The organism is Thermopolyspora flexuosa, from assembly GCF_006716785.1.
Lineage (GTDB): Bacteria > Actinomycetota > Actinomycetes > Streptosporangiales > Streptosporangiaceae > Thermopolyspora > Thermopolyspora flexuosa.
In genome coordinates, this window is record NZ_VFPQ01000001.1 from 1,628,677 (window position 1) to 1,649,663 (window position 20,987).

General features: G+C 74.4%; 14 protein-coding genes. 11 read left to right on the forward strand and 3 right to left on the reverse strand.

Features of this window, described 5'->3' with window-relative positions:
* Positions 1-113 precede the first annotated feature (113 nt).
* The 4 genes from FHX40_RS07035 (at position 114) to FHX40_RS07050 (ending at position 4,400) form a co-directional block, all read left to right on the forward strand.
* A complete protein-coding gene (locus FHX40_RS07035; RefSeq protein ID WP_142258861.1) occupies positions 114-974 on the forward strand; it encodes a helix-turn-helix domain-containing protein in 861 nt (286 codons plus the stop codon).
* A complete protein-coding gene (locus tag FHX40_RS07040) occupies positions 952-1,158 on the forward strand; it encodes a DUF397 domain-containing protein (RefSeq protein ID WP_142258862.1) in 207 nt (68 codons plus the stop codon). The genes FHX40_RS07035 and FHX40_RS07040 overlap by 23 nt, the downstream gene beginning before the upstream one ends.
* A 393-nt stretch (positions 1,159-1,551) precedes the next feature.
* Positions 1,552-2,646: a DNA alkylation repair protein gene (locus FHX40_RS07045; RefSeq protein WP_142258863.1), complete on the forward strand. Its 1,095-nt coding sequence runs from the start codon at positions 1,552-1,554 to the stop codon at positions 2,644-2,646.
* Positions 2,647-3,026: 380 nt separating this feature from the next.
* Positions 3,027-4,400, forward strand: coding sequence for a DHA2 family efflux MFS transporter permease subunit (locus FHX40_RS07050; RefSeq protein WP_229788657.1), 1,374 nt, complete (start codon positions 3,027-3,029; stop codon positions 4,398-4,400).
* On the opposite strand, the gene cydB is transcribed toward FHX40_RS07050, so the two are convergent.
* Together cydB and FHX40_RS07060 are read right to left on the reverse strand one after the other, a co-directional pair.
* Positions 4,401-5,384 (reverse strand): cytochrome d ubiquinol oxidase subunit II, encoded by a 984-nt coding sequence (gene cydB / locus FHX40_RS07055; RefSeq protein WP_142258865.1) that lies wholly within the window; start codon positions 5,382-5,384, stop codon positions 4,401-4,403.
* Positions 5,385-5,409: 25 nt separating this feature from the next.
* Positions 5,410-6,834, reverse strand: a complete 1,425-nt coding sequence (locus tag FHX40_RS07060; RefSeq protein WP_142258866.1) for a cytochrome ubiquinol oxidase subunit I — start codon at positions 6,832-6,834, stop codon at positions 5,410-5,412.
* Between the two features lie 300 nt (positions 6,835-7,134).
* Here FHX40_RS07060 and dhbA point away from each other — a divergent pair, with 300 nt between their 5' ends.
* Genes dhbA through FHX40_RS07095 form a run of 7 tightly spaced genes read left to right on the forward strand, consistent with a single transcriptional unit; the run spans position 7,135 to position 19,789 of the window.
* Entirely contained in the window at positions 7,135-7,869 is a 735-nt protein-coding gene (gene dhbA, locus FHX40_RS07065; protein WP_142258867.1) for a 2,3-dihydro-2,3-dihydroxybenzoate dehydrogenase, read from the forward strand.
* Positions 7,870-7,925: 56 nt separating this feature from the next.
* Positions 7,926-9,038 carry an isochorismate synthase gene (locus FHX40_RS07070; RefSeq protein WP_142258868.1) on the forward strand — a complete coding sequence of 371 codons (1,113 nt, stop codon included), beginning with the start codon at positions 7,926-7,928 and terminating at the stop codon, positions 9,036-9,038.
* Positions 9,022-10,581 carry a (2,3-dihydroxybenzoyl)adenylate synthase gene (locus FHX40_RS07075; RefSeq protein ID WP_142258869.1) on the forward strand — a complete coding sequence of 520 codons (1,560 nt, stop codon included), beginning with the start codon at positions 9,022-9,024 and terminating at the stop codon, positions 10,579-10,581. Before FHX40_RS07070 ends, FHX40_RS07075 begins: the two co-directional genes overlap by 17 nt.
* An 11-nt stretch (positions 10,582-10,592) precedes the next feature.
* Positions 10,593-11,243, forward strand: a complete 651-nt coding sequence (locus tag FHX40_RS07080; protein WP_211350186.1) for an isochorismatase family protein — start codon at positions 10,593-10,595, stop codon at positions 11,241-11,243.
* Positions 11,236-11,493 (forward strand): phosphopantetheine-binding protein, encoded by a 258-nt coding sequence (locus FHX40_RS07085; protein ID WP_229788659.1) that lies wholly within the window; start codon positions 11,236-11,238, stop codon positions 11,491-11,493. Before FHX40_RS07080 ends, FHX40_RS07085 begins: the two co-directional genes overlap by 8 nt.
* Complete coding sequence (locus FHX40_RS07090) at positions 11,490-18,287, forward strand: amino acid adenylation domain-containing protein (RefSeq protein WP_142258870.1); 6,798 nt, start codon at positions 11,490-11,492, stop codon at positions 18,285-18,287. The genes FHX40_RS07085 and FHX40_RS07090 overlap by 4 nt, the downstream gene beginning before the upstream one ends.
* Complete coding sequence (locus FHX40_RS07095) at positions 18,284-19,789, forward strand: DHA2 family efflux MFS transporter permease subunit (protein WP_142258871.1); 1,506 nt, start codon at positions 18,284-18,286, stop codon at positions 19,787-19,789. The genes FHX40_RS07090 and FHX40_RS07095 overlap by 4 nt, the downstream gene beginning before the upstream one ends.
* Before the next feature lie 65 nt (positions 19,790-19,854).
* Here FHX40_RS07095 and FHX40_RS07100 read toward each other — a convergent pair whose 3' ends face one another.
* Positions 19,855-20,982 carry a M20 family metallopeptidase gene (locus FHX40_RS07100; protein ID WP_142258872.1) on the reverse strand — a complete coding sequence of 376 codons (1,128 nt, stop codon included), beginning with the start codon at positions 20,980-20,982 and terminating at the stop codon, positions 19,855-19,857.
* Positions 20,983-20,987: the final 5 nt, after the last annotated feature.

Below are 20,987 nucleotides of genomic sequence, written 5' to 3' on the forward strand. Positions count from 1 at the left end.
TGCGTTGGGTAAGCGTTTGCCTTCCAAGGGTGACCGGATGGGGCTAAACTCAGGTGGGTAATGGCCCCACAGTCTCCCCGCAATTCGTGTGGGGTTCACGTGGGATAGGGAGGGTGGGTGAATGGCTGGAGAAAAGCAATATGTCTAATCCTGTACGAATTAATCCTGATGAGTCCCCGCGTGCCCGTTTCGCCTACGAGTTGCGGGAATTGCGGCGCGCGCACGGACTCACCCAACGCCAGTTCGGCGAGCGCATCGGTTACTCCGAGTCCACCATCGGCATGATCGAACAGGGCAAACGCGCGCCTACCCAGCACTTCGCCGATCTCGTGGACGAGGCTTTCGGCCTCCCCGGCACCTTCGCCAGGCACTACCTCAAGACCACCTGGGCCGGAGCTCCTGAGCACTTCCGCCCTTGGCTCATCGAGGAACAGGAAGCCACCTCATTGAAGAGCTACGAGCCCATCCTCGTTCCGGGCCTCTTCCAGACCGAGGCCTATGCGCGAGCAGTGTTGCAATCCGAACCCGGCATCACCGCCACTCAGGTAGAAGAGCGGGTCTCAGCGCGCCTCGAGCGCAAGTCAATCCTGACCCGTTCTGATCCGCCCCAAATCACCGCGATCCTCGACGAGGGAGTGCTCCAGCGTCCTGTCGGCAGCCCGGAGATCATGCGGGAGCAGCTCGAACACCTGCTGGCGCTCGCGCAGTACCCACACATCACGCTGCAGATCGTTCCGTATACGGCACAGGCGCTGTTCGGCCTCGCAGGAGGGTTCATCATCGCCGAGCGTGACGGGCGAGCCTATGCCGCTCACATAGCCGGGCAACCGCAAGGCCTCACGACGGACGATCGGGGCCTGATTGCGAAGCTCTACCAGCGTTACGATGCGATCAGGGCTGAGGCGCACCCCCAGCGCCTTTCACTCCAGATGATCTCGGAGATGGTGGCCAATGGACATCCTTCATGGTGCTAGGTGGCGTACCAGTAGCTACACCAACAGCGACGGCGGCAACTGCGTCGAGGTGGCCACCAATCTTGAGGGCGTTGTGGCCGTCCGGGACAGTAAGGACCGTAGCGGTCCGGTGCTGGTCTTTACGCGTGACGAGTGGCGGGATTTCCTCGCTGCCGTGAAGGCCGGAACCGTGGGTCACTTCTGAGCCGGATAATCGTTCGCCCGATCACGCGGTGCACCCCCTGCGCGCCGTGTGGCGGGAAGGGCAAGTGGTCGCCGGACCCGTCGTCCGCGGAATGACGACCAGGCGGTCCCTAAACGATCAGTTCTGGAAGAGGGGCCCGGCTCGATGTATTGACCTCAATAATGGTTGAGGTTGCATGCTGTCCGCATGAGCGTTGCAGGCGCGGCGTACGCCGTGAACGTCAAGGTCGGCGGGCGGATTATGGCCGTCAGGGGACACCGCTGGTGGCTGGGCGGACGGACGAGAGCCGGTCCGCGGGACCGTCGCCGGGTGCTGCGGAGGGTGGGGTACGGCACGATGCCCGCCGGGGCCTGGCGGGGAAAGTGTCGGTGGCGTCTGGGAGGGTGGGCCTTTGTGGCGCAACCTCTCAAAGAGCTGATCAATCGGGGGTCGGTGGCGACGCTCGCGGACGGGCTGGCGGCGGCGGGGCGGGCGTTTCCGCGGGACAGGTTCGTGCGGGAGGCCGCGGCCGGGCTCGACGGGCTGGAGCTGAAGGATCGGGTGCGGCATGTGGCGGGGGTGCTCGCCACGGTCCTGCCGGAGCGGTTTCCGGAGGCGGCGAGGGTCATCCGGGAGGCGGCGGGGCGGGTCCGGCTCGATCTGTGGAGCGGGTGGCCGGCGACCGAGTACGTGGGGGTGCACGGGGTCGGCCATCTCGCTGAGGGCATGGAGACGCTCGCGGTGCTCACGCCGTACGCGACGGGGGAGTTCGCGGTGCGGCCGTTCCTGGAGCGCCACCGGGAGGACGCGCTCGCGATCATGACGGGGTGGGCGCGGTCGGAGGACGAGCACGTGCGGCGGCTGGCGTCGGAGGGTACGCGGCCCAGGCTGCCGTGGGGCGCCCGGGTGCGGTGGCTGATGGAGCCGGGGCCGACGCTGCCGATCCTCGATCTGCTGCGGGACGATCCGAGCGAGTACGTGCGGCGGTCGGTGGCGAACCATGTGAACGACCTCGCCAAGGACCATCCCGAGTTCGCGGTGGAGGTGCTGCGGCGCTGGCGGGAGGAGGGTGGCCGCCACGTCGACGCGGTGGTACGGCGCGCGGTGCGCGGGCTGCTCCGCGCCGGGCATCCCGGGGCGCTCGCTCTGGTCGGGGCCGCGCCCGGGGTCGGGGCGGTGGAGGACCTGGTGCTGGAGAGCGATCGGGTCGCGGTGGGGGAGCGGCTGCGGTTCACCGTGACGATCTCGGCCGAGGAGCCCGGGCCGGTCGTGCTGCGGTACGCGGTGCGCCGGGACGGCTCCCGCCGGGTGTTCCACCTGGGGGAGCGGGTCGCCGGCCGTCCCGGCGAGACCTTCACGATCACCAAGGCGCACTCCTTCCGGCCCGTCACCACGCGGGTGGAGCCGCCGGGCGCCCGGCTGCTGGAGATCGTGGTGAACGGCACGGTGCGGGCGACCGCGCCGTTCGAGCTGGTTCCCGCCCCGGAGCACGCGACCTCGCCGTCGTGAGACGTGCCGCGGCCGGTCGTCTCGACGGTCCGGCTCGACGTCGGCGTGCACGGTGACCGGCCGGGGGAGGCGGCGGGCCGTCGTCCGGGCCGGGAACAAACCCGCCGGTCACCGACTTGATCCGGTCAGGCGTGCCCGCCGTACCGTTCCAGCCCGGACGGCGAGCGCCGACCGCTCGCCCACGGCGATACGCCCGTGGCGGCCCGGCCCGCCGCGGGCGGTACCCGTGGGCGGCCAGCGAGAGCCCGGGACACGCTCAGGCGGGCCCGGTGGCGTACGAAAGGCAGACATTGATGAACGACCGGTTGACCGCCGAGGCATCCGTGAAGACGCAGACGCAAGGGAGGGCGGCGGCACCGCCCTGGCTCATCCTCACGTTGGTGTGCACCGCCCAGTTCATGGTCGTGCTCGACGTGTCGATCGTGAACATCGCGCTGCCGGCCATGGACGCCGAGCTGGGGCTCGGCGTGGAAGGGCTGCAGTGGGTGGTGAACGGGTACGTGCTCACCTCGGCCGGGTTCCTGTTGCTGGGCGGCCGGGCGGCCGACCTGTACGGGCGGCGGCGGGTGTTCATCGCGGGCATGGCGCTGTTCACGCTGGCGAGCCTGGTGGGCGGGGCGGCGACCACCGCGGGGCTGCTGGTGGCGGCGCGCGTGGTGCAGGGGCTGGGCGCTGCGGTCATCTCACCGGCGACGCTGACCATCCTCACCACCTCGTTCGCCGAAGGGGCGTACCGGACGAAGGCGATCGCCACCTGGGGCGCGATCGGCGCGGTCGGCGGCGCGGCCGGGTCGATCCTCGGCGGGTTCCTCACCCAGGCGCTGTCCTGGCGGTGGATCCTCCTGATCAACGTGCCGATCGGGATCATCGCGATCGGGATCGCGTTCCGGTACCTCGCCGAGAGCCGCGACGGGGTCGGGCGGCGGCTCGACCTGACCGGGGCGATCACCGTCACGCTCGGGCTGATGGGCCTGGAGTACGGGCTGATCCGCACCCACGACGAGGGGTGGGGCTCGCCGTACGCGCTCGTCCCGATGACGGCCGGGGTGCTGCTGCTCGCCGCCTTCGTCGTGGTGCAGGCCCGCTTCGCGAAGGATCCGCTGGTGCCGCTGCGGGCCTTCCGGGTGCGCTCGGTCACCGGGGCGACCGTGGTGCAGCTGCTGCTCGGCGCGGCGGGCTTCGCGATGTGGTACTTCCTCTCGCTCTACCTGCAGCAGGCGCTGCACTACAGCCCGGTGCAGGCGGGCCTCGCGATCATCCCGCACTCGCTCGCCATCGTGGTGGCGTCGAAGATCACGCCCCGCCTGATCGGCCGGATGGGGCTCCGCTCGCTGATCGCGCTCGGCGCGCTGATGGCGTCCGCCGGGTTCCTGTGGCAGGCGCAGATGACGGCGGACAGCGGCTACGTTACCGGGGTGCTGCTGCCCGGCCTGCTCATCACCACCGGCATGGGGCTGAGCTTCGCGCCGCTGGCCCTGGCCGCCACCACCGGCGTGGCCCGCGGCGAGGAAGGGCTGGTCTCGGGCCTGCTCAACTGCTCCCGCCAGTTCGGCGGCTCGCTGGGCCTGGCCGGTCTGGTCACCCTGGCCGCCGCGCACACCCTCGCGCTCAGCACCGCGGGCACCCCGGAGGTGTCGGCGCTCTCCGCCGGGTACGCGCGGGCCTTCCTCGTCTCCGCCGTCATCGCCGCGGTCGCGGCCCTCGCCACGATCGCGATCCCGGGCCGGCGGGCCACCCGCGACGCCGGGCACTGATCACCTCGTCCCGCCCGCGACGCGGCGCGGCGTCGCGGGCCGCTTCCCGGGCGGCGACGGCGACACGGCCGCCCTGGTCAGGCGCTTGCGGAACACCCAGTACGTCCAGCCCTGGTAGGCGAGGACGAACGGGAGGGCGACCGCGGCGATCCAGGTCATCACGGTGAGGGTGTACGGCCCGGAGGCGGCCTCGGCGACCGTGAGGCCGGGCAGCGGGGAGTGCCACAGCACGCCGAACAGGGCGGCCGTGGTGCAGGCGATCGCCGCGGCGGTGGCGGTGAAGGCGGCGCCCTCGCGGCGGCGCCAGGCCAGGACGACCCCGGCGGCGAGCGCGGCGGTCGCGGCGCCCGCGGCGACCCAGGGCAGCGGCCGGGCCTCCCGGGCGGCCGGGATCGCGGGCAGCGCGGCGAGGGCGGCCGGTACGGCGGCGGCCGCCGCGCGCAGCGCGAGGCGGCGGGCGCGCAGCCGTACCGGGCCCGCGGTCTTCAACGCGACGAAGGCCGCGCCGTGCAGTGCGGCGAGGGTGAGGGAGAACGCCCCGCCCACCGCGGCGGCGAGGGCCGTGCCGCCGAGCATGCCGCCGAACACGGCGCCCCACAGGAAGGCGGGCAGCACGCTCCCGGCCACGATGCCCGCGTCGCAGAGCGCGCGCTCCCGGGCCGAGCCCACCTTGCCCCGCCACTCCAGCCCGACGCCGCGCACGATCAGCGCGGCGAGGATGCCGAGCAGCGGCAGGTACCAGGCGCTGAGCAGGCCGGAGTACCAGCCCGGGAACGCGGCGAACATGGCGCCGACCGCGGTGATGAGCCAGACCTCGTTACCGTCCCACACCGGGCCGATCGTGGCGAGCACCTGGCGGCGCTCGGCCTCGTCCCGGGCGAGCAGCGGCAGCAGCGCGCCCACGCCGAAGTCGAAGCCCTCCAGCACGAAGTAGCCGGTCCACAGCACGGCGACGAGGACGAACCAGACGGTGACGAGATCCATGGGCGTTCACCTCAGCGCATGAGCCTCAGTACATGAGGAGGGCGGGACGGCCGGGCGCGGCCGGTTCGGGGCTGTCCTGCGGCGGCGCCGGCTCGGGCGCGGGGCCCGCCTTGACGTGGCGCGCCAGCAGCACGCCCTCGGCCACCGCGAGCGCGCCGTACAGGAGGGTGAAGACGGTCAGCGAGACGGCCACCTCGGTGAGGGTGACGCCGGGGGAGACGCTCGCCGCGGTGAGCAGCTCGCCCATGACCGTCCACGGCTGGCGGCCCATCTCGGCGAGCAGCCAGCCCGCGATCGACGCGGCCGTGGGCAGCGGGAGCGCGAGCAGGCACAGCCGGGCGAACCAGCCGGGCACCGGGCGCGCCGCCCGCCAGGCCGCGCCGCCGGGGCCGCGGATGCGGCGGGTGCGGGTGAGCCACAGGCCCAGCGCCGCCAGGCCCGCCGTGACCAGGCCGAAGCCGATCATCACGCGGAACGACCAGTAGACGAGCGGCAGGTTCGGCGTGTAGTCGCCGGGGCCGAACCGCTGCTCGTAGCGCCGCTGGATGTCGTCGATCCCCTGGACCGTGGCGTCGACGTCGTGCGCGGCGAGCACGCTGAGCAGGCCGGGCACCTCGACGCCGGGCACGACCGAGAACGGCGCGGCGGACCGGTCGTGGCGCAGGCCCTCGGCGGCGGCGAGCTTCGCCGGCTGCTGCTCGTGGAGGAGCCGGGCCGACGCGTCGCCGCTGGCCGCGACGACCACGCCCGCGACCGCGGTCATGACCAGCGCGCCGCGCATGGCGCTCCGCCACATCGGCGCCTCGCCGGGGCCGCCCGCCGTACGGCGCTCGCGCAGGATGCGGTAGCCGCAGACGGCGAGCACGAAGCCGCCCGCGACCGTGAACGAGGCGGCGATCACGTGCGGCACCTGGGCGAGCGCGGTGGAGTTGGTGAGCACGGCCCAGATGTCGGTCAGGCGGGCGCGGCCGTCGACCACCTCGTAGCCCACCGGGTGCTTCATCCAGGCGTTCGCGGCGAGGATGAAGTACGCCGACAGGTTCGAGCCGATCACCGCGGCCCAGATCGTCGCCAGGTGGACGCGCCGCGGCAGCCGGTCCCAGCCGAAGATCCACAGGCCGAGGAAGGTCGACTCCAGGAAGAAGGCGAGCAGCGCCTCCATCGCCAGCGGCGCGCCGAACACGTCACCGACGAAGCGGGAGTACTCGCTCCAGTTCATGCCGAACTGGAACTCCTGCACGATGCCGGTGACCACGCCCATGGCGAAGTTGATGAGGAAGAGCCTGCCGAAGAACTTCGTGAGCGTGAGGTAGTGCTCCCGGCCCGTGCGGTGCCAGGCGGTCTGCAGCGCCGCGACGAAGGTCCCCAGCCCGATCGTCAACGGGACGAACAGGAAGTGGTAGATCGTGGTGACCCCGAACTGCCACCGTGCCAGATCAAGCGCGTCCAACGGATGCCCCCGACGTTTTTTCCTCTACGCATCGTAGTTTTTCTACAAGCTGTAGTACTACAAGCTGTAGAGCAACCCGGCTGTGAGATTGGCCGCACCGGCCCGGGGCCCGGGAGCAGGAGTGATCTATGTCTCCTTGATCGTTTGACTCCGCCGCGTCGTCGCAGGTGAGGGTCGTCGTGACCGTTCGCCGTCACTGTTTGTGACCGTTTGTGTGCATAGGCCGTCTTGAGGAGCAGTGCGATATAGGTAAGGCTTGCCTTAATAAGGCAAGGCTTTCCTAATTTGGGAGCTCGCTGAGTGAACGGCATCACCGGCAGGATCGCCGTGGTCACCGGCGCGGCCCAGGGCATCGGCGCCGCCGTGTGCGCCGGGCTCGCCAAGGCCGGGGCCACCGTGGCCGCGTTCGACGTCCGGCCCGTGCCCGAGACCAACCCGGGCCGGCCGTACCGGGTGGACGTGCGCGACGCGGCGGCCGTGGAGGAGGCCGTCGACCGGGTCGAGCGGGAGCTGGGGCCGGTCGACATCCTCGTCAACGTGGCCGGAGTGCTGCAGCCCGGGCCGGTCACGTCGATCACCGACGAGCAGTGGCGGCGGCACTTCGCGGTCAACACCGACGGCGTCTTCCACCTGTGCCGGGCCGTCGCCCGGCGCATGGTGCCGCGCCGCCGCGGCGCGATCGTCACGGTCGCGTCGAACGCGGCCGGCATCCCGCGCATGGACATGGCCGCCTACGCCGCGTCCAAGGCCGCGGCCGCCCTGTTCACCAAGTGCCTCGGGCTGGAGCTCGCCCGCCACGGCATCCGCTGCAACGTGGTCTCGCCCGGCTCGACCGACACCGCGATGCTCGCCGCGCTCGGCATCGCCGACCCGGTCGGCGGCGACCTGAAGCGGTACCGGGTCGGCATCCCGCTCGGCCGGGTCGCCGCCCCCGAGGACATCGCCGACGCGGTGCTCTTCCTCGCCTCCGACCAGGCCCGGCACATCACCATGCACGACCTGTACGTCGACGGCGGGGCCACGCTGCGCGCCTGACCCCGGCACCGCCCGGAGGCGCCCATTCGTCATGCCCGCACACGGAGAAGGAACAGATGCACGCCCCACCACCTGAGACCGGTGCCTTCGACCCCGCCCGGTCCGCCATCTTCGCCTCGCCGCGCCGTACCCTGCGCGCGGACGGCGTCGCCGCCCGCCTGACCGGCGGGCTCGACGGGCTCGCCCACCGGGTCGCCGAAGCGCTGCGGCCCGGCTCCCTCGCCGTGGGAGCCGTCTCCTTCGACGGCGCGGGCCACCTGGTCGTGCCGGAGACCCACACCTGGGGCGAGGGCGACGACGCCCTGCTCGCCGCCGCCCCGGCCCCCGCGCGCGACTGGCGGATCACCCTGGTGCCGCACCCCCGGGACTACGCCAAGGCGGTACGGCTCGCGCTCGACCGGCTCGAGGCCGGGGCGCTCACCAAGGTCGTGCTCGCCCGCAGCCTCACCCTGCGGGCGCCCGGCCCGGTGAGGGCGGCCGAGCTGCTCGCCACCCTGCCCGCCGAGGGGTACCGGTTCGCGGTGCCGCTGCCCGGCGGCCGCACCCTCCTCGGGGCGAGCCCCGAGCTGCTCGTCCGCCGGGAGGGCGACGCGGTCGTCGCCAACCCGCTCGCCGGGTCCGCCGCCCGCAGCGCCGACCCCGCCGAGGACCGGCGGCGTGCCGAGGCGCTGCTCGCCTCGGCGAAGGACCGGCACGAGCACCGGGTCGTGGTGGAGGCGGTGGCCGACGCGCTCGCGCCGTACTGCGCCGAGCTCGACGTGCCGGAGCCGGAGGTGATCGCCACCGGGGCGGTGTGGCACCTGTCCACCCGGATCACCGGACGGCTGCGCGACGCGGACACGCCGGTGCTCGAGCTCGCCGCCGCGCTCCACCCCACCCCGGCGATCTGCGGCACCCCGGTGGCCGACGCCCGCAAGGTGATCAAGGAGCTGGAGCCGTTCGACCGGGGCTTCTACACCGGGCTTGTCGGGTGGACCGACGCGTCCGGCGACGGCGAGTGGGCGATCGCGCTGCGCTGCGCCGAGCTCGACGGCGAGACCGCCCGGCTCTTCGCGGGCGCCGGGATCGTCGCCGGATCCGAGCCCGAGGCCGAGCTCGCCGAGACGTCCGCGAAGTTCCGCACCATGCTGCGCGCACTGGGGGTGAACACCGATGCCGCCGACGCCTGACGGGGTCGTGCCGTACCCGCCGGAGTTCGCCGAGCGGTACCGCGCCAAGGGCTACTGGCGCGGGCAGACCTTCGGCGGCCTGCTCCGCGAGCTCGCCGGGAGGTACGGCGAGCGCACCGCGATCGTCGACGGGGACCGGCGGTGGACCTACCGCGACCTCGACCGCAAGGCCGACCGGCTCGCCGCCGGGCTGTACGGGCTCGGCATCCGGCCCGGGGACCGGGTCGTGCTCCAGCTCCCCAACATCGCCGAGTTCTACCAGGTCTGCTTCGCCCTGTACCGGATCGGCGCCTGGCCGGTGTTCGCGCTGCCCGCGCACCGGTCGGCCGAGATCGGCTACTTCTGCTCGTTCACCGAGGCCGTGGCGTACATCCACCCGGGGGTGCACGCCGGGTACGACCACGCCGAGATCGCCCGCGGCCTCGACGTGCGGCACGTGCTCACCCCGGACACGCTGCCCGAGACCGACCCGATCGAGCTGCCCGGACCGAAGCCGGGCGACGTCGCCTTCCTCCAGCTCTCCGGGGGCAGCACCGGCCTGCCCAAGCTCATCCCCCGGACCCACGACGACTACATCTACAGCTTCGAGGCGAGCGCGCGGATCTGCGAGCTCACCCCGGAGAGCGTCTACCTGTGCGCGCTGCCCGCGGCGCACAACTTCCCGATGAGCTCGCCCGGCGTGTTCGGCGTGCTGTCCGCCGGGGCGACCGCGGTGATGGCCCCCGACCCCAGCCCGGACACCTGCTTCCCGCTCATCGAGCGCGAGCGGGTGACGATCACCGCGCTGGTGCCGCCGCTCGCCCTCGTCTGGATGGACGCCGCGCCGAAGACCAGGCACGACCTGTCGAGCCTGCGGGTGCTCCAGGTCGGCGGGGCGAAGTTCACCGAGGAGGCCGCCCGGCGGGTACGGCCCACGCTCGGCTGCACGCTCCAGCAGGTGTTCGGCATGGCCGAGGGGCTGGTCAACTACACCCGGTACGACGACCCCGAGGAGATCATCGTCACCAGCCAGGGCCGCCCGATCAGCGAGGACGACGAGATCCGCATCGTCGACGACGAGGACCGCGAGGTGCCCGAGGGCACCGTGGGCCACCTGCTCACCCGCGGGCCGTACACGATCCGCGGCTACTACAAGGCCCCGGAGCACAACAAGAACGCGTTCACCGAGGACGGCTTCTACCGCACCGGCGACCTGGTACGGCGGCTGCCGAGCGGCCACCTCGTCGTCGAGGGCCGGGCCAAGGACCAGATCAACCGCGGCGGCGACAAGATCGCCGGCGAGGAGGTGGAGAACCACCTGCTCGCCCACCCGAACGTGCACGACGCGGTCGTGGTCGGCGTGCCCGACCCCTACCTGGGCGAGCGCGCCTGCGCCTACGTGATCCCGAAGGGCGAGCCGCCCACCCGGGCCGAGCTGCGCAGGTTCCTGCGCGACCGCGGCATCGCGGCCTTCAAGATCCCAGACCGGTTCGAGTTCGTGGACGCCTTCCCCACCACCGCCGTCGGCAAGGTGAGCAGGCGGCGGCTGCGCGAGCTCTCCTGAGAGGACCGACCGTGGCGATTCCCCACATCTCCCCCTACCCGATGCCGGCCGAGCCGCCCGCGCCCAACCGGGTGGCGTGGACCCCCGACCCGCGCCGGGCCGTACTGCTCATCCACGACATGCAGAACCACTTCCTGCGGCCGTTCACCCCGGGGCGCTCGCCGCTCACGGAGCTGCTCGCCAACGTCGCCACCCTGCGCGACCACTGCGCCGCCCTCGGCATCCCCGTCGTCTACTCGGCCCAGCCGGGCGCGCAGACCGCCGAGCAGCGCGGGCTGCTCAGCGACTTCTGGGGCGCGGGGATCGGCCCCGACCCGGAGGACGCCCGCATCGCCGACGCGGTCGCCCCGCGCCAGGGGGACGTGCACCTCACCAAGTGGCGGTACAGCGCGTTCCAGCGCACCGGGCTCGCCGAGCTGCTCGACGGGTGGGGCCGCGACCAGCTCATCGTGTGCGGGATCTACGGGCACATCGGCGTGCTGATGACCGCCTGCGAGGCGTTCATGCGGGACATCCGGCCGTTCGTGGTCGCCGACGCGATCGCCGACTTCTCCGCCGAGCACCACCGGATGGCGCTGGAGTACGCGGCGACCCGCTGCGCCATGACGGTCACCACGGCCGGGCTGATCCGCGAGCTGTCCGGGCAGGTGGCCGGTGTCTGAGCCGACCCCTGCCGCCGCCGCGCTGCGCGCCCGCATCGCCGAGCTGATGTACCTCGAGCCGGAGGACCTGGAGTTCGACGAGAGCCTCATCGACCAGGGGCTCGACTCGATCCGGGTGATGACCCTCATCGAGGAGTGGAAGACCGAGGGCATCGAGCTCACCTTCCCCGACCTCGCCGAGGACCCGACGATCACCGCCTGGGCGAGGCTGCTCGACGAGGCGCGGGCCCGCCTGGGGGAGGGGCGATGAGGCTCACCGGTGCCCAGCCGGGCATCTGGTTCGCGCAGCGCCTCGACCCGGAGAACACCGTCTACAACACCGCCGACCGGATCGACATCCGCGGCCCGGTCGACGTGGCCGCGCTGCGGCGGGCGATCGAGCGGTGCATGGCCGAGGCGGAGATCTTCCGGGCCCGGTTCACCGAGCGGTACGGCGAGCCGGAGCTGCACCTCGACGGCGGGATCCGGCCGGTGGCCGTGGCCGACCTGCGCGGCGAGCCCGACCCGCAGGCGGCGGCCGAGGCGTGGATCGCCGCCGACCTCGGCCGGCCGCAGGACCTGGTGACCGGGCGGCTCTACACCCAGGCGCTGCTGCGCCTCGCCGACGACCACGTGGTCTGGTACCAGCGCATCCACCACATCCTCGTCGACGCCTACGCGCTCACCCTGCTCGTCGACCGGGTCGCCGAGCTGTACGGCACGGCCGACCCTGGGCCGAGCCCGTTCGGGCGGCTCGCCGCGCTCGCCGACGAGGAGGAGGCCTACCGGAACTCCGGCCGGTACGCGGCCGACCGCGCGTACTGGGCGGGCGTGCTCGCCGACCGGTCGGAGACCGGCCCGGCCACCCCCGCCCGCCGCATCGTGCGGCACGCCACGGCGCTGCCCGGCCCCGCGCACTTCGCCGACCTGGCCCGGCACGCCCGGGTCACCTGGGGCGAGATCGCGGCCGCCGCCGTCGCGATCTACCTGGGCCGCCTCACCGGCCGCGACGAGCTGCTGCTCGGCCTGCCGATGATGAACCGCACCGGCGCCGCGCTGCGGGTGCCGTCGGCCACGGTGAACGTGGTGCCGCTGCGGCTCGCCGTACCGCCCACGCTGCCGCTGGACGAGCTGCTGCGGCAGGCCGCGCGGAGCATGGCGCAGGCGCGGCGGCACCAGCGGTACCGGATGGAGGACATCCGGCGGGACGCCGGGCTCGCCGGGAGCGCGGACGCGCTGTTCGGCCCGGTGATCAACATCAAGCCGTTCGCCCGCGCGGTGTCCTTCGGCCCGTGCAGCGCGACGGTGACCAACCTCGCCGCGGGCCCGGTCGACGACCTCGCGGTCGCGGTGATGCCGGACGGCGACCGGCTGCTGCTCGAGCTCGACGGCAACGCCGACCGGTACACCCCCGAAGACTTGGCGGCCCATGCCGGGCGGCTCGCCCGGCTGCTGGCGCGGCTCGGCGAGGTGCCGCCGGACACCCCGCTCGGCGCGCTCGACGCGCTCGGCGCCCCCGCGCTCCCCGAGCCCGCGGCGGCCGCCGACCGGCCGCTGCTGCCCGAGGTGTTCGACCGCCAGGTGGCGGCCACCCCGGACGCGGTCGCGCTCGTCGCGGGGACCGAGCGGCTCACCTTCCGCGAGCTGGGCGATCGGGTGCACCGGCTCGCCGCCGAGCTGGTACGGCGCGGCGCGGGCCCCGGCCGGCTGGTCGCGATCCGGCTGCCCCGCTCGGCCTCGTTCGTGGTGGCCGTGCTCGCCGTGCTGCGCAGCGGCGCCGCGTTCCTGCCGATCGACCCCGAGTACCCGGCCGAGCGCCAGGGCTTCATGCTCGGCGACGCCCGGCCGCTGCTCACCGTCACCGAGGACGGGATCCTCGCCGGTCCGGCGGCGGCGCAGGGGGACGCCGCCGACCCCGCAGGGCCGCGCGCCTTCCCGGAGATCACGCCGGACGATCCGGCGTACGTGATCTACACGTCGGGCTCCACCGGCCGCCCCAAGGGCGTGCTCGTCCCGCACCGCGGCCTGGCCGCGCTGTTCGAGAGCCACCGCGACCGGCTGTTCCCGGACCGGCCGATCCGGGCCGCGCACACCGCCTCGTTCTCCTTCGACGCCTCGCTCGACCCGCTGCTGTGGCTGGCCGGCGGCCACGAGCTCCACCTCGTCGACGACGAGACCCGCCGCGACCCCGAGGCGCTCACCGCGTACCTGCGCGAGCACGGCATCGGCTACCTCGACCTCACCCCGTCCCACCTCGCCGAGCTGCCCGCCGTACTCGACAACCCTCCGGCGATCACCGTGGTGGGCGGCGAGGCCGTGCCCGAGCCGCTGTGGCGGCGGCTCGCCGCGGCCGAGGGCGTCACCGCGGTCGACCACTACGGCCCCACCGAGGCCACCGTCGACGCCTACACCTGGCTCGGCGACGGCACCGAGGGGCCCACCGCCGGGACCCGGGTCTACGTGCTCGACCAGGCGCTGCGGCCGGTCCCGCCCGGCGTCGCGGGCGAGCTGTACCTCGCGGGCGAGGGCCTCGCGCTCGGCTACCTGGGCCGGCCCGGGCTCACCGCCGAGCGGTTCGTCGCCGACCCGTACGGCCGGCCGGGCGAGCGCATGTACCGCACCGGCGACCGGGCCCGGTGGACCGCCGACGGCAGGCTGGAGCTGCTCGGCCGCGGCGACGACCAGATCAAGGTGCGCGGCGTGCGCATCGAGCCCGCCGAGGTGGAGGCCGCGCTCGCCGCCCACCCGCAGGTGACCGCCGCCGCGGTCGCGGTCCGCGGCGGGCGGCTCGTCGGCTACGTCACCGGCGACGCCGACCCCGAGGCGGTGCGCGCGTTCGTGGCCGAGCGGCTGCCGCAGGGCATGGTGCCGAGCGTGGTCGTGCCGGTGGACGCGCTGCCGCTCACCCCGAACGGCAAGCTCGACCGGGCCGCGCTGCCCGACCCCGGCGTGGAGGCGTCCGGGCGGCCGCCGCGCACCCCGGCCGAGCGGGCGCTGTGCCGGATCTTCGCCGAGGTGCTCGGCGTGCCCGCGGTCGCCGCCGACCGGTCCTTCTTCGATCTGGGCGGGCACTCGCTGCTCGCCGCCCGGCTCAGCGTGCGCATCCGCGCCGAGCTGGGCGCCCGGATCTCGGTGGCGGACATCTTCGCCGCGCCCACCGTGGCCGAGCTCGCCGTGCGGCTCGGCGAGGCGGCCGCGGCGGCCGAGCGGCCCCCGCTGCTGCCCCGGCCCCGCCCCGAGCGCCCGCCGCTCTCCTACGCCCAGGCGCGGCTGTGGTTCCTCCACCGTCTCGAGGGGCCGAGCCCGACGTACAACATCCCGCTCGTGCTCACCCTCACCGGCCCGCTCGACGTCGACGCGCTGCGCGCCGCGCTCGGCGACGTGGTGGCCCGGCACGAGATCCTGCGCACCGTCTTCCCCGACGAGGGCGGCACGCCGTACCAGCTGGTGCGCGAGCCGGAACCGGTGCCGCTGCCGGTGACCGAGCCGGACGACCCGCAGGCGGCGATCCGGGAGCTCGCCCGGCACCCGTTCGACCTCGCCGTCGAGACCCCGCTCCGCGCCCACCTGCTGCGCACCGGCCCCGAGGAGCACACGCTGCTGCTCGTGCTCCACCACATCGCCGGGGACGGCTGGTCGACCGGGCCGCTGCTGCGCGACCTCGCCGCCGCGTACGCCGCCCGGCGGGAGGGCCGGGCGCCGGACCTCGCGCCGCTGCCGGTGCAGTACGCCGACTACACGCTCTGGCAGCGGGAGCTGCTGGAGACCGTCGCCGACGAGCAGCTCGCGTACTGGACCGAGGCGCTGCGCGACCTGCCCGACCGGCTCGAGCCGCCCGCGGACCGGCCGCGGCCGCCCGCCGCCACGTACCGGGGCGGCACCGTGCCGGTCGCCTTCGACGCCGAGGCGCTGGCCCGGCTCGCCCGGGACGGCGGCGCGAGCGTGTTCATGGTGCTGCAGGCCGGGCTCGCCGCCCTGCTCCACCGGCTCGGCGCGGGCACCGACGTGCCGATCGGCACCCCGATCGCCGGGCGGGACGACCCCGCGCTGGAGGACCTCGTCGGGTTCTTCGCCAACACGCTCGTGCTGCGCACCGACCTGTCCGGCGACCCCACGTTCCGGGAGCTGCTGGAGCGGGTGCGCGGCACCGACCTGGAGGCGTACGCGCACGCCGAGCTGCCGTTCGAGCGGCTGGTCGAGGCGATCAACCCGGCCCGGGCGCGCAACCGGCACCCGCTGTTCCAGGTGATGCTCGTCCACCAGGGCGGCCAGGACGCCGTTGTGGAGTTCCCCGGCCTGACCGCCCGGCTCGGCCTCGCCACCACCGGGACCGCCAAGTTCGACCTCACCCTCAACGTGGGGGAGGACGGCACCGGGTTCCTCGAGTACGCCGCCGACCTGTTCGACCACGCCACCGCCGAGGACCTCGCCCGGCGGCTGGAGCGGCTGCTCGCCCAGGCCGTCGCCGACCCCGACCGCCGGGTGAGCGAGTACGACGTGCTGCTCCCCGGCGAGCACGACCGGCTCGTCCGCGAGTGGCGGGCCGCCCCGCCCGGGGACGGCCCGGACTGGAGCGGCCGCACCCTGCCGGAGGTCTTCGCCGAGCAGGTACGGCTCCGCCCGGACGCGGTCGCGGTCACCATGGGGGAGGAGCGGCTCAGCTACGCCGAGCTCGACCGGCTCGCCAACCGCCTCGCCCACCGGCTCATCGCCCAGGGCGCCGGCCCCGAGCGCATCGTGGCCCTCGCCATGCCGCGCTCGGTCCGGCTGGTGGCCGCGCTGCTCGCGGTGCTCAAGGCGGGCGCCGCCTACCTGCCGCTCGACCCCGACTACCCGGCCGAGCGCATCGAGTACATGGTCCAGGACGCCCGGCCGGTGTGCGTGGTCGACGAGGGCTGGTTCGCCGGCCTGGACGCCTGGCCGGACCACGACCCGGAGGTCACGGCGGGGCCCGGCAACGCCGCGTACGTGATCTACACCTCCGGGTCCACCGGCCGCCCCAAGGGCGTGGTGGTCACCCACGCCAACGTGCTGCGGCTGTTCACCGCCACCGACCACTGGTTCCGGTTCGGCCCGGACGACGTGTGGACGCTCTTCCACTCCTACGCCTTCGACTTCTCGGTGTGGGAGCTGTGGGGCGCCCTGCTGTACGGCGGCCGGCTCGTGGTCGTGCCGTACCGGGTGTCCCGCTCGCCGGGCGACTTCCTCGACCTGCTCGAGCGCGAGCGGGTCACCGTGCTCAACCAGACGCCGTCGGCGTTCTACCAGCTCGTCGCGGCCGACGACGGCCGGGAGCTGGCGCTGCGGTACGTGATCTTCGGCGGCGAGGCGCTGGAGCTGTCCAGGCTGCGCGACTGGTACGCCCGCCGCCCGGACCGGCCGCTGCTCGTCAACATGTACGGCATCACCGAGACCACGGTGCACGTCACCCACCGGGAGCTGTCGCCCGCCGACCGGGAGGGCGGCCCGATCGGGCGGGGCATCCCCGACCTGCGGGTCTACCTGCTCGACGAGCGGCTCCGGCCGGTCCCGCCCGGCGTGGTCGGTGAGCTGTACGTCGGCGGCGCGGGCGCGGCCCGCGGCTACCTCGGCCGCCCGGGGCTGTCCGCGATCCGGTTCGTCGCCGACCCGTACGGCCCGCCGGGGTCGCGCATGTACCGGTCCGGCGACCTGGCCAGGTGGCGGCGGGACGGCACCCTCGACTACGTGGGCCGCGCCGACCACCAGGTGAAGGTGCGCGGCTTCCGCATCGAGCTCGGCGAGATCGAGGCGGTGCTGCTCGACCACCCGGCCGTGGCGCAGGTCGCCGCGGTGGTCCGCGAGGACCGGCCGGGCGACCGGCGGATCGTCGCCTACGTGGTGCCCGCGGACGCCGAGCTCGCGGCCGACCCGCGGCGGCTCGCCGCCACGCTGCGCGGCCACGCCACGACCGTGCTGCCGGACTACATGGTGCCCGCGGCGTTCGCGCCGCTGGAGCGGCTGCCGCTCACCGCGAACGGCAAGCTCGACCGGGCCGCGCTGCCCGCGCCGCAGGTGCTCGGCGACGAGTCGCGGCCCCCGGCCGACCCGCGCGAGGCGACGCTGTGCGAGCTGTTCGCCGAGGTGCTCGGCGCGGCCCGGGTCGGCGTCACCGACGGGTTCTTCGACCTGGGCGGGCACTCGCTGCTCGCGGTCCGGCTGGTGAGCCGGATCCGGGAGACGCTCGGCGTGGAGATCTCGATCGGCGACCTGTTCGAGGCGCCCAGCCCGGCCGCGCTCGCCGCGCTGCTCGACCGCGGCGAACGGGCCGACCCGCTCGGCGTGCTGCTGCCGCTGCGCTCCGCCGGGGACCGGCCGCCGCTGTTCGCGATCCACCCCGCGGGCGGGCTGAGCTGGTGCTACAGCGGGCTGATCCGCGCCATCCCGGCCGGGCACCCGATCTACGGCGTGCAGGCGCGGCGCGACCCGCTGCCGGCGAGCATGACCGAGCTCGCCGCCGACTACGTCGCGCAGATCCGGTCGGTGCAGCCGCGCGGGCCGTACCACCTGCTCGGCTGGTCGGCCGGCGGGATCATCGGTCACGAGGTCGCGGTGCAGCTCCGGGAGGCCGGTGAGGAGGTCGCCACGCTGGCGATGCTCGACGCCTACCCGGCGGACGGCTTCCGGCTGCTGCCGCCCGCCGACGAGGCCGAGGCCATGGAGGCGCTGCTCACCATGGGCGGCTTCCACCCGGACATCGTGCCCAGGCTCGAGCTCGACGCGGTGATCGAGGTGTTGCGCCGCGAGGGCAGCCCGCTCGCCGGGCTCGGGCCGGAGGTGCTCGCCTCGCTGAAGGACCTCTACCTCAACCTCAACCGGCTGATCCGGGAGTTCTCGCACCGGACCTTCGACGGCGACGTGCTGTTCTTCCGCGCCGTGGTGGACACCGTGGACGACGGCCTCACCGCCGACACCTGGCGGCCGTACGTCACCGGGCGGATCGTCAACCACGAGGTGGCGTGCAGCCACAAGGACATGACCCAGCCCAAGCCGATCGCCGAGATCGGCGCGATCGTCGCGGCGCGGCTCAAGGAGCGGCACCCGTGAGCCGGACCCGCGAGCCCGGGCGTGACCCGGAGGGGAGCCCGGTGAGCGGCCCGGGACCGGCCACCGAGCGGGGAGGCGGCATGGGCGGGCGCCCGGCCGCCTCCCGGCCGCCGGCCGTGCTCGGATTCGTCTACGTGGCCGCGATGGTGATGAGCGGGCTCGACGCCACGATCGTCAACCCCGCGCTGCTCACCATCGGCACCGACCTCGGCGTCGCGCCCGCCGCCACCAACCTGGTGGAGTCGGCGTTCCTGGTGAGCCTGTCGGTGGCGATGCCGGTCGCCGGGTGGCTGTGCGACCGGTACGGCGCGGCCCGCACCTTCCTCGCCGCGCTCGCCGCCTTCACCGCGGCCTCGGCGCTGTGCGGGCTCGCCTGGAACCTCGCCGCGCTCGTCGCCTTCCGGGTGGTGCAGGGCGTCGCCGGGGGCCTGCTCACCCCGGCCGGGATGACCATGCTCTTCCAGGCCTACCCGCCCGAGCGGCGCATGCGGCTGTCCCGGCTGCTCGCCATCCCGACCGCCCTCGCCCCCGCGGCCGGGCCGATCCTCGGCGGCCTGCTCACCGAGCACGCCACCTGGCGGTGGGCGTTCCTCGTCAACGTGCCGCTCGGCGTGCTCGCGGTGGCCTGCGGGCTGCGCCCGCTCGGCCGCATCGGCGACCGGCCGCCCGAGGCGTCCCGGCTCGACCGCACCGGGCTGCTGCTCGCCGTACCCGGGTTCGGGATGCTGCTGTACGCGCTCGGCGACGGGCCGTTCCGCGGGTGGGCCTCGCCGGTGATCCTGGTGCCGCTGCTCGGCGGCCTCGCGCTCGCCGCCTGCTACGTGCGCACCGCGCTGCGCACCCCCGAGCCGCTGCTCGACCTGCGGCTGCTTCGCGACCGGCGGTACGGCGCGGGCACGGCGGTCACCTCGCTGGCGGCGGCCGGGCTCATGGGCATGCTGTTCGTGTTCCCGCTGCGGTACCAGGACGAGCTGGGGGCGAGCGCGGCCGACGCCGGGCTCGTGGTGTTCCCCGAGGCGCTCGGCCTCATGGCCGCCTCGTCCGTGGTCGACCGGGTCTGCGCCCGGGCCGGCGCCCGCCCGGTGATCGCGGCCGGGCTCGCGGGCGGGGCCGCGCTGTTCGCCCTGCTCGGCCTGACCGACCTCGATCCGTGGAGCCTGCGCGCGGCCATGTTCGGCGTCGGTTTCGTGCTCGGCCATGCGGTGCTCGCGGTGCAGGTGGCCTCGTTCGACACGATCCCCGGGGACGCGATGGGCCGGGCGATGGCGCTGTTCCAGTCGGTGCGCATGCTCGGCGGCTCGCTCGGCGTGGCGGCCTGCGCGATCGCGGCCGCCGCCTCCTACGCGGCGGGCCTGCTCGTCGCCGCCGGCCTGCTCGCGGTCGCGTTCGGGGTCACCGTGGCCGCGGCCGCGCTCGGCGGACGCCCGGCCCCGGCAGGCGCGGCCGAGCCGTCCGGCCCGTCCGGCACGGCGCCGCCCGAGCCGTCCCCGGCCGAGGGGTGATCGAAAGGCGCCGTATCGGGAGCTCCCGCTACGGCGCCTGTTACTGATAGGTGCGCGGGGCCGCCTCAGGCCGCGCCGCCGGCGAGATCGGCCGCGGTCCAGGCGAGGGCGGTGGCGCCGTCGAGCACCGCCCGGTCCGCCGAGGCGGAGACCGCGAGCGCGGCGAACGCCTCCTCGTGCGGCGCCGCGCTCCCGTCCCCGATCATGATCATCGGGTGGATCGCCCGGGTGACGTGGGAGACGTTCGCCATGTCGGTCATCGCGAACGGCTCCTTCTCCACCGGCTCCGGGCGGCCGAGCGCGGCCGCGTTCGCGCCGTAGCAGGCGGCGAGCGGGGCGTCGTCCCGGAAGTCGAGGTAGTCGGGCTCGGGCCGGGTGAACGTCACCCCGCACCCGGTGGCGATCGCCCCGGCACGGAAGCAGTCCTCGGTACGGCGGCGCAGCTCGGCCAGGTGCTCGGCGCGGGCCGCCCGCAGCTCGTAGCTCGCCGCCGACCGCGCGGGCACGATGTTCGGGGCGTCCCCGGCGTGCGTCACCACGCCGTGCACGTGCCGGTCCCGGGGGAGCGCCTGGCGCAGCATGCCGATCGCCACCTGGGCGAGGGTCATCGCGTCCGCGGCGTTCCGCCCCTCCCACGGGGCGAGCGTGGCGTGCGCGGCCCGGCCGCGGAACTCCACCTCCAGCGTGCCGAGCGCGAACGAGCGGAACCGCACGGTCTCGAACGGGCCGGGGTGCACCATCATCGCCGCGTCCACCCCGTCGAACACCCCGGCCTCGAGCAGCAGCGCCTTGCCGCCGCCGCGCTCCTCGGCCGGCGTGCCGATCACCTTCACCGTCAGCCCGAGGTCGTCGGCGACCGGGGCGAGCGCGAGCCCCGCGCCCACCGACGCCGCGGCGATGACGTTGTGGCCGCAGGCGTGCCCGAGGCCCGGCAGCGCGTCGTACTCGGCGCAGAACGCCACGGTCACCGGCCCGGATCCGGCGGTCGCGGCGAACGCGGTGGGCAGCCCGCCCGCGCCCGGCGTCACCGCGAACCCGCCGTCGGCGAGCAGCTCGGCGCACCAGCGGGCGGCGCGCTCCTCCTCGAACGCGGTCTCCGGGTGGGCGTGGATGCGGTGGCTCAGCCCGAGCAGCGCCTCGCGCCGCCCCTCGACGGTGGTCCGGATCGCGTCCTTCGCCGTCTGCACGTGCATCCTCA